The organism is Intrasporangium sp., from assembly GCF_032907665.1.
Taxonomy (GTDB): domain Bacteria; phylum Actinomycetota; class Actinomycetes; order Actinomycetales; family Dermatophilaceae; genus Intrasporangium.
The window spans coordinates 1-7,976 of the sequence record NZ_JAJJPG010000153.1 but is presented as its reverse complement, the minus strand read 5'-3'; the positions used below and the strand labels follow the sequence as shown (position 1 = coordinate 7,976).

At 69.2% G+C, this 7,976-nt stretch carries 5 protein-coding genes and 1 pseudogene; 1 reads left to right on the top strand and 5 read right to left on the bottom strand.

Annotation, left to right across the window (positions count from 1 at the left end):
- From LOY02_RS16610 to leuS, 5 genes are all read right to left on the bottom strand, one after another.
- On the bottom strand, positions 1 to 253 hold a 253-nt coding region (locus LOY02_RS16610; RefSeq protein WP_317183483.1), incomplete at its 3' end, for a hypothetical protein.
- On the bottom strand, positions 250 to 747 hold the full coding sequence (locus LOY02_RS16605; protein WP_317183482.1) for a DUF6318 family protein: 498 nt from the start codon (positions 745 to 747) through the stop codon (positions 250 to 252). The genes LOY02_RS16610 and LOY02_RS16605, both read right to left, overlap by 4 nt.
- 229 nt (positions 748 to 976) lie before the next feature.
- Positions 977 to 1,579: a glycerol-3-phosphate 1-O-acyltransferase PlsY gene (plsY, locus tag LOY02_RS16600; protein ID WP_317183481.1), complete on the bottom strand. Its 603-nt coding sequence runs from the start codon at positions 1,577 to 1,579 to the stop codon at positions 977 to 979.
- Positions 1,576 to 2,541 (bottom strand): DegV family protein, encoded by a 966-nt coding sequence (locus tag LOY02_RS16595; protein ID WP_317183480.1) that lies wholly within the window; start codon positions 2,539 to 2,541, stop codon positions 1,576 to 1,578. Before LOY02_RS16595 ends, plsY begins: the two co-directional genes overlap by 4 nt.
- 200 nt (positions 2,542 to 2,741) lie before the next feature.
- Complete coding sequence (gene leuS, locus LOY02_RS16590) at positions 2,742 to 5,684, bottom strand: leucine--tRNA ligase (RefSeq protein ID WP_317183479.1); 2,943 nt, start codon at positions 5,682 to 5,684, stop codon at positions 2,742 to 2,744.
- Between the two features lie 740 nt (positions 5,685 to 6,424).
- Between leuS and LOY02_RS16585 the strand changes: the two are divergent.
- Positions 6,425 to 7,976, top strand: a pseudogene (locus tag LOY02_RS16585) (hypothetical protein); the annotation flags it as partial.

Genomic DNA, 7,976 nt, shown 5'->3' with positions numbered 1-7,976 from the left:
AGTCCGCGATGGTCGAGTACTCGTACACTGGCCGGTTCGCATCCGCCTTCGGCGAACCTGCCTTGCCACCCGGGTGGGAGGGGAGATTGAGCACCTCCTGGCGCGACATTCCCTCGACGAATGCCCCTTCGGGGTCGGTACCGCACGTGCCCCAGCTACCGTCGCAGGGACCGCCATCCGCCGACGCCGGCCAGAGGGTCGCGCCGAGTGCCAATACCGCGAGGATTGCGACTGCAGCCACTCGCGTTCTCATGAGGCGATGGTCTGGAGCTTGGTAACGGTCCACTGGCCGCTCCGGTACACCATGGTCACGGCGAAGGAGAAGGTTCCCGCCTCGGTCCTGTACGCGGTTCGTCCCCACTTATCAGTCACATCCACGGCGATTTGCTCGATCTCCACTCGCACCGCACGACGCTGGTCGGTGAAGACAATTGGGTCGGTGCCCTTCACCCGCACGGAGTCTGCAGTGTGCTTGCGTCCCAGCCGGGTCAAATCGGCCACTGAATCGCGCATGGCGACACAGGTCTCGCATGCACGCAGGAACAGACCATCCAACACCGTGGGGTCCGGCGTCCGCGCCGCGGTATTCAGTGACTCGAGGAAGAACGCAGCGAAGGCCTCGGCACCCTCGCGTGTCTCGGGGCGGGCGGCGGCGGGGATTCGGGCGAGCACCGGATCCTCGGCCGCGGTCGTCGTGGCGGTCGCCGCCGCGGTGGTGGAGGCGGTCGCCGTCGGAGCCCCGGTCACCACCCCGGTCCTCGGCGGCGCAGCCGTCCCTCCTTCACCGCTGCCGCACCCAGTGAGCGCCACCATGGCAGCCAGCCCGGCGGCATACGCCTTGAGCCTTGTCGTCCTCACACGTCCCCGATCTCGCGCGCAAACAGAGCCAAACCGGTCGAAACCGTCCCACAATCCTGCCTCGTCCGCACGTCGAGCCGCGCCCGCCATCCACAGGCTTGGGCGTGCCGGTACCAGTTCAGTGGAGGCGGCGCTGGCGCCACCAGCCGATGACGTTCTTCTGGTGCCGCCACAGGATGATGAGGGCGATCCCGATGAGCCAGGCACCGGTCCAGGCGTCTCCGGGTGCGCGGTCTGCGAGGACGAGGCCTGCGGCGACGATCATCGCGAGCGCGGCGAAGATCGACCCGGCTGCCACCCAGCGCGTGAGCAGCACGGCCACGACGAAGACCGCGAGGCCGACCAGCGCGACCCAGGGGTGCACGCCGAGGATCACCCCGAGGGTCGTGGCCACGCCCTTGCCACCGCGCCCGCGCAGGAAGGGCGACCAGATGTGCCCGAGGACGGCGGCGAGGCCGACCGCATAGGCGGCGTGTGCCCCGAACAGCTGGCCCGCGAGGAACGTCGGGACGAGGCCCTTGAGCATGTCGAGAACCCCGACGAGGACGCCCCACTTGCGACCGAGGACCCGGCCGGCATTCGTCGCGCCGGGGTTGCCCGACCCGGAGGACGACAGGTCCTTCCCGAGGATTCGCGCGATGATCGTCGCGGGATTGACCGACCCGACGAGGAATGCTGCGAGCACTCCCCCGGTCCAGGCCGCGACGGTCTGGAGGGTCACGGCTCAGGGGCCGGGGCCGACCCGGGAACCGTCTCGGTGGGGTGCGGGGAGATGGCGATCGCCACGGTCCCCGGGCCGACGTGGGCCCCGACGACGGCGCCGAGCTCGACGACGAGGATCTCCGGCTCCCCCGGCAGCCGGCCCCGAAGGTGCTCGGCGATCTGCTCAGCCCGGCCGGCGGCGTCGAGGTGATGCACGGCGACATCGACCTTCACGCCGGCCCTGGTGACGTGCTCGAGGACCATTGCCTCGATGCGGGCCACGGCGCGCGCGGACGTCCGGACCTTCTCCACCGGCACGATGCGCCCGCCACGGACGGCGAGGATCGGCTTGATCGCGAGGGCTGAGCCGAGGAGCGCGGAGGCGGCCCCGATGCGCCCACCCCGCCGCAGGTGCTCGAGCGTGTCGACGTAGAAGAGGACGCCAGAGGGGGTGAGCCGTTCGCGGATCGCTGCCGCGACGGCGTCGACGTCCCCTCCGGACGCGGCGACCTGTGCGCCTGCGACCACGGCGAAACCCATGGCCATGCCGATCGTCTCGCTGTCGATCACCACGACGGGGACGGGAGCCTCGGTCGCGGCGAGGGCGGCCGCCTCATAGGTCCCGGACATCTGGCTCGACAGGTGCACCGACACGATGTGGGTCGCGCCGTCGGCCGCCAGCCGGGCATACGTCTCGGCGAAGACGGCGGGGCTCGGGCGGGACGTCGTCACGATCGTGTACTCCCGGAGCGCGGCTGCCACCTCCGCCGGCGTGATGTCGCGCCCCTCGACGTGCTCCCGGCCCGCGACCACGACGTGGAGCGGGACGACCTCGATGCGGTGCTCCTCGAGGTACGACGCGGGCAGATAGGCCGTCGAATCGGTGACGACCCGCACGTCGACGCGGGGAGCCCGCGTTTCCTGCGCAGAGGTGCGCGCGGCCTCCCGGCCCCGCCCCCAACGCCGGACCCGATCACCCACCCGCCCCCCCAGGCGGTCCCCCGGCTGGTCACCTCGCTGGTCAGCGCGTCGTGAGCCACGCCGCCCCCCGAGCCGATCACCCGCCCGGTCCCCGCGTCGCGGACCGGGTCGGGCGCCCGATCCGTCGCCCGGCCGGGTGCCCCCTGCGGTCACCGTGGGCACCCGGCCGGCTCAGCGGCATACGACATGGCGGTGGCTCCTCAGAGCGGGACGACGTTGACGAGCTTGGGCGCGCGGACGACGACGGTGCGCACGCCGTTCGCCGTCGCCGCCAGGACCTTGTCGCGGGCCAGCGCGAGCTCGCGCAGCTCGTCCTCCGAGATGTCGGGCGCGACCTCGATGCGGTCGCGGACCTTGCCCTTGATCTGGATGACGCAGGTGACCTGCTCCTCGACGATCTTCGACGGGTCGCTCACCGGGAAGGGCACGTGGGAGACGCCACCCGTGTGGCCGAGCCTGGCCCACATCTCCTCCGCGATGTGCGGCGCGACCGGGGCAATCATGAGGACGAGTGCCTCGACGACCTCACGCGGTGGCACGTCGAGCTTGGTCACCGCGTTGTTCAGCTCGATGAGCTTGGCGATCGCCGTGTTGAACCGCAGGCCCTCGAAGTCCTCCCGGACCCCCGCGACGGTGCGGTGCAGCTGGGTCGTCAGCGCCTGGTCCGGCTCGACATCGCCCACCCGGACCTCGCCCGTCACCTCGTCGACGACGTTGCGCCACAGGCGCTGGAGGAAGCGCTGCGACCCGACGACGGCGCGCGTCTCCCACGGCTTCGACAGCTCGAGCGGACCCATCGCCATCTCGTAGACGCGGAACGTGTCGGCGCCGAACGCGTCGTACATCTCGTCGGGGCTGACGGAGTTCTTCAGCGACTTGCCGATCTTGCCGTACTCGCGGTTGACGAGCTGCCCGTCCCAGACGAAGGTCGGCTGCCCGTCCTTGCCCGGCTCCTCGACGACCTCTGCAGCCGGGACGTACTGCCCACGCGCGTCGGTGTAGGCGTAGGCCTGGATGTAGCCCTGCGCGAAGTACTTGCGGAACGGCTCCTCGCTCTGGACGTGGCCGAGGTCGAAGAGGACCTTGTGCCAGAAGCGGGCGTAGAGCAGGTGCAGCACGACGTGCTCGACGCCGCCGACGTAGAGGTCGACGCCGCCCGGGTCCACGGTCCCCTCCGGGGCGCCCGCGACCGGCGCGGCCTGGCGGGCCATCCAGTAGCGCTCGTTCTCCGGGTCCACCATGGCCTCGGCGTTGGCCGGGTCGAGGTAGCGCAGGTAGTACCAGCACGAGCCGGCCCAGTTGGGCATGGTGTTCGTGTCACGCGTGAAGCGGCGGACCCCTCTCCCATCACCGAGGTCGAGCTCGACGTTGACCCACTCCGGCACCCGGGACAGCGGCGGCTCCGGGTTGCTCTGGGCGTCGTCGGGGTCGAACGTCTTGGGGCTGTAGTCGGGCACGTCCGGCAGCATCAGGGGCAGCTCGTCGTCCGGGACCGGGTGGGCGGTGCCGTCCTCGTCGTACATGATCGGGAAGGGCTCACCCCAGTAGCGCTGGCGGCTGAAGAGCCAGTCGCGCATGCGGTAGGTGATCGTGCCCTCGCCCAGCCCGGCCTCCTCGAGGACCGCGATGACCCGCTCCTTGGCCTCGTCGACCATCAGGCCGTCGAGCGCGACGAGGTCGTTCGACGAGTTGATCGCCGGCCCGTCGCCGAGGAAGGGCTCGTCGTCGGGGTGTGCCGCGTCGGGCTGCACGGTGCGGACGATGGGCAGCTCGAACTTCTCGGCGAACTCCCAGTCCCGTGCATCCTGCCCGGGCACCGCCATGATCGCACCGGTCCCGTAGCCCATCAGCACGTAGTCGGCGATGAAGACCGGAATCATCTCTCCGGTAACAGGATTCGTGGCCCAAGAACCCGTGAAGACTCCGGTCTTGTCCTTGCCCTCCGTCTGCCGCTCGACGTCGCCCTTGCGGGAGGCCGCCAGCTGATAGGCGGCCACCGCTTCACGCGGCGTCGTCCGCGCGGCACGGTCGTCGCCTCGCCAGTTCGCGTGCGTGCCCTCCGGCCAGTCGCCCTCGGGGACCAGTGCCTCGACGAGCGGGTGCTCCGGGGCGACGACCATGAAGGTCGCACCGAAGATCGTGTCGGGCCGCGTCGTGAAGACGTCGATCCCGGCCTGCTCCCCCGCCGTCGTGACGACCGGGAAGGTGATCCGCGCGCCCTGCGAGCGACCGATCCAGTTGCGCTGCATGAGCTTGACGTTGTCGGGCCAGTCGACCCGGTCGAGGTCGTCGGCCAGCCGGTCGGCGTAGGCGGTGATCCGCATCTTCCACTGGCGCAGGTTGCGGCGGAACACCGGGAAGTTGCCCCGCTCGGAACGCCCCTCGTTGGTGACCTCCTCGTTGGACAGCACCGTGCCGAGCCCGGGACACCAGTTGACCGGGGCCTCGTCGGTGTAGGCCAGGCGGTAGCCGTCGAGGACGGCGGCCTGCTCCGTCGCGGTGAGATCGGACCACGAACGGCCGTCGTCGCCGGGCGTGGCCCGGCGACCGGACTCGAACTCCTCGACGAGCTCGCGGATCGGGCGCGCCCTGCCAAGACCTCCGTCAGGGCGCTCGGCCTCCACGTCGTACCACGCGTCCCAGATCTGCAGGAAGATCCACTGGGTCCACCGGTAGTAGTCCTCGTCGATCGTCGCGAAGGAGCGGCGGTTGTCGAAGCCGAGCCCGAGCCGTCGCAGCTGCCGCTTCATCACGGTCATGTTCTCCTCGGTGGTCTTCCGAGGGTGCTGCCCGGTCTGGACGGCGTACTGCTCCGCCGGCAGGCCGAACGCGTCGTAGCCGAGCGCGTGCAGGACGTTCTTGCCGAGCATCCGGTGGAACCGGGAGTACACGTCGGTCGCGATGTAACCGAGCGGGTGCCCGACGTGCAGACCGGCGCCGGACGGATAGGGGAACATGTCGAGGACGACGAGCTTCTCGCCCCGCTCGGCGACCTTCTCGGGCTCCGCCCACGGGCCCGCCGGGTTGGGCGCGTTGAACGTGCCCTCCTCCTCCCACCGGTCCTGCCAGGCGACCTCGATCTGCCCGGCCATGGCGGCGGTGTAGCGGAACGGCGTCTCGTTGGTCTGGGTCTGCTCGCTCATGTCTTCTCTCTCGTCACGTCGTGGTGGCACCGTGCCCTGAGGCAAAGAAAAACCCCTCGCACAGGAGGGGGAGCCGCGTTGATGCCGGGGTGTCCCGGCTTTGGTCAACGCGGCTGCGGAAGGAGCAGCAGTCCAGCCATGTGTCCAAGGTTAGCGCAGGACCACGCACCCCCGGGGTGGGTGCCGCCGGCTGGGACCGCGCCCAGCGGCATACGGGCTGCCGTATGCCGCTGGGCTCGCTCACCGGCACCGTCGTCCTCCCCTCGTGGTTGCGCGGGGGTCGACCACGACGCTGAACCGAGAGGGAGACGGAGAGGACGCCGACGAGGCGGCGGCGGCATCCGCGACGGCGGTGTCACAGGACCTCAGCGGCTTTTGGCCGGGATGGACCGATTCCGCCTCATTGGGCCGGAAATATGAAGGAAGCAGAATTCGTGAATCGGCATTCGTGAAGGAAGTTTTCCTCGTTGTTTCATGAGTGTTTTTGAGTGTGGTCGCCTGGCGCCCGGCGAACACGAATCACATTGGACGACAGACCGATTGAGCACGATTGATAAATGGGGCAATCGAAGGCGAGAGGCAACTGGAAGCTGTCTCGTCCGCTTCCGCAGAGTCATTTCACGCCGATTTCTTGGAAAACCCTGTGTGACCCCATTCACAGCCATAACGTCAGTGGCGTGGACTCGGGGAAAACCTCCCTGGCCCCCTTCCCGAAACGCCTCACAGATTCGGACACGGTGATGATCAGGAGAACCGCACGGACGCTCGCCTGCGTCCTGGGGGTCGTCAGCTTGACGGCCCTGGCGCCCTCCGTCTCCGCCACGGTGCTGGACTCGCAACCGAGCGCAGTCCAGAGTGCCACCGCCGGCAAGGACGACAAGGACCGCTACAAGGACAAGGCGAAGAAGGTCCAGGAGAAGAAGGACAAGAAGATCGACCAGCAGGACCGCGACGCCGCGGCCGCACGCGCCCTCCAGGAGGGCGCGGTCAACCCGCTGATGATGATGGATGCCCAGGCCGCGGCCTTGCCGGGAGAGGCACCCCGCTACTTCAGCCACCCCAACTACGCGAACAGTCCGTTGCCGGAGCTGACGACCGCCCCGGGCGCCGACGTGCTCGTCGGCAACGACGTGGTCCAACGGTCGACTCCCACCGACGGCGCCGCGAACGTCCTCGTGATGAGTCCCGGCGTGCTCTCTGACGGTTTCCTGAACGGCTTCCAGACCTTCGTGCAGGCAGGCTCCGAGAACCTCCCCTTCCACGCCTACGTGCTGCGTCCGACAGGGACTGCGGACGAGTACTCCGTCGTGTTCGACAGCGGCCAGCTCAGCACACCCGCGACACCCGGCGTGGCCACGTTCCCCGTCGCCAACCTCGAGGTCCAGGCAGGCGACCGGATCGCCCACCACGGCCGGGGCATCCCGTTCACCGGTGGTTCGGGCACGGACAGCATCTACTACCCCACGAGCGCCGTGCCCGCCCAGGGCTCGACGATCACGCTCGGCGCGGTTCCCTACCCTGCCTTCACGTCCCAGGCGCGCACGTACTCCTTCGCCGCGAGCATGGTGGGTGCGGACGAGGTCACCGTCACCGGCGGTATCCGGAAGTTCGTCGACCCGCTGCCTGAGATCCCGGCGGCTGTTGCGGACACCACGACCTTCCCCGGTTCCGACTTCTACCGGATCGGGCTCGTCGAGTACACGCAGCAGCTGCACTCGGACCTGCCCGCAGCCGGCACGAAGCTGCGCGGGTACGTCCAGCTGAACCCCGACGGGACGCCGATGGGAACACCGAGCTACCTCGGCCCGGCCATCGTCGCGCAGAGGGACAAGCCGGTGCGGATCGAGTTCCACAACAAGCTCCCCACCGGAGCGGCCGGCAATCTCTTCCTCCCCGTGGACACCACCGTGATGGGTGCCGGCATGACGCCTGACGGTCACGAGGCCATGGAGAACATGGATCCCGGCATGATCGACCCGCAGGTGCCCATGTGCAACGACCCGGCGACGAAGCCGGCGATGGTCGTGGCGGGCCACTGCTACTCGGACAACCGGGCCATCGTCCACCTGCACGGCGGGATCACCCCCTGGATCTCCGACGGCACCCCGCACCAGTGGATCACCCCGGCGAACGAGAACACCCCGTTCCCCGAGGGCGTGAGCGTCAAGAACGTCCCGGACATGGCGAACGTCGACGACCCCGCCGACGGTGTCCAGACCTTCTACTACACGAACGCGCAGAGCGCGCGGCTGATGTTCTACCACGACCACTCGTGGGGCATCACGCGTCTCA

Excerpts from the sequence above, each read along its gene's own strand:
- leuS (WP_317183479.1), bottom strand. The coding sequence starts at position 5,684 with ATGAGCGAGCAGACCCAGACCAACGAGACGCCGTTCCGCTACACCGCC.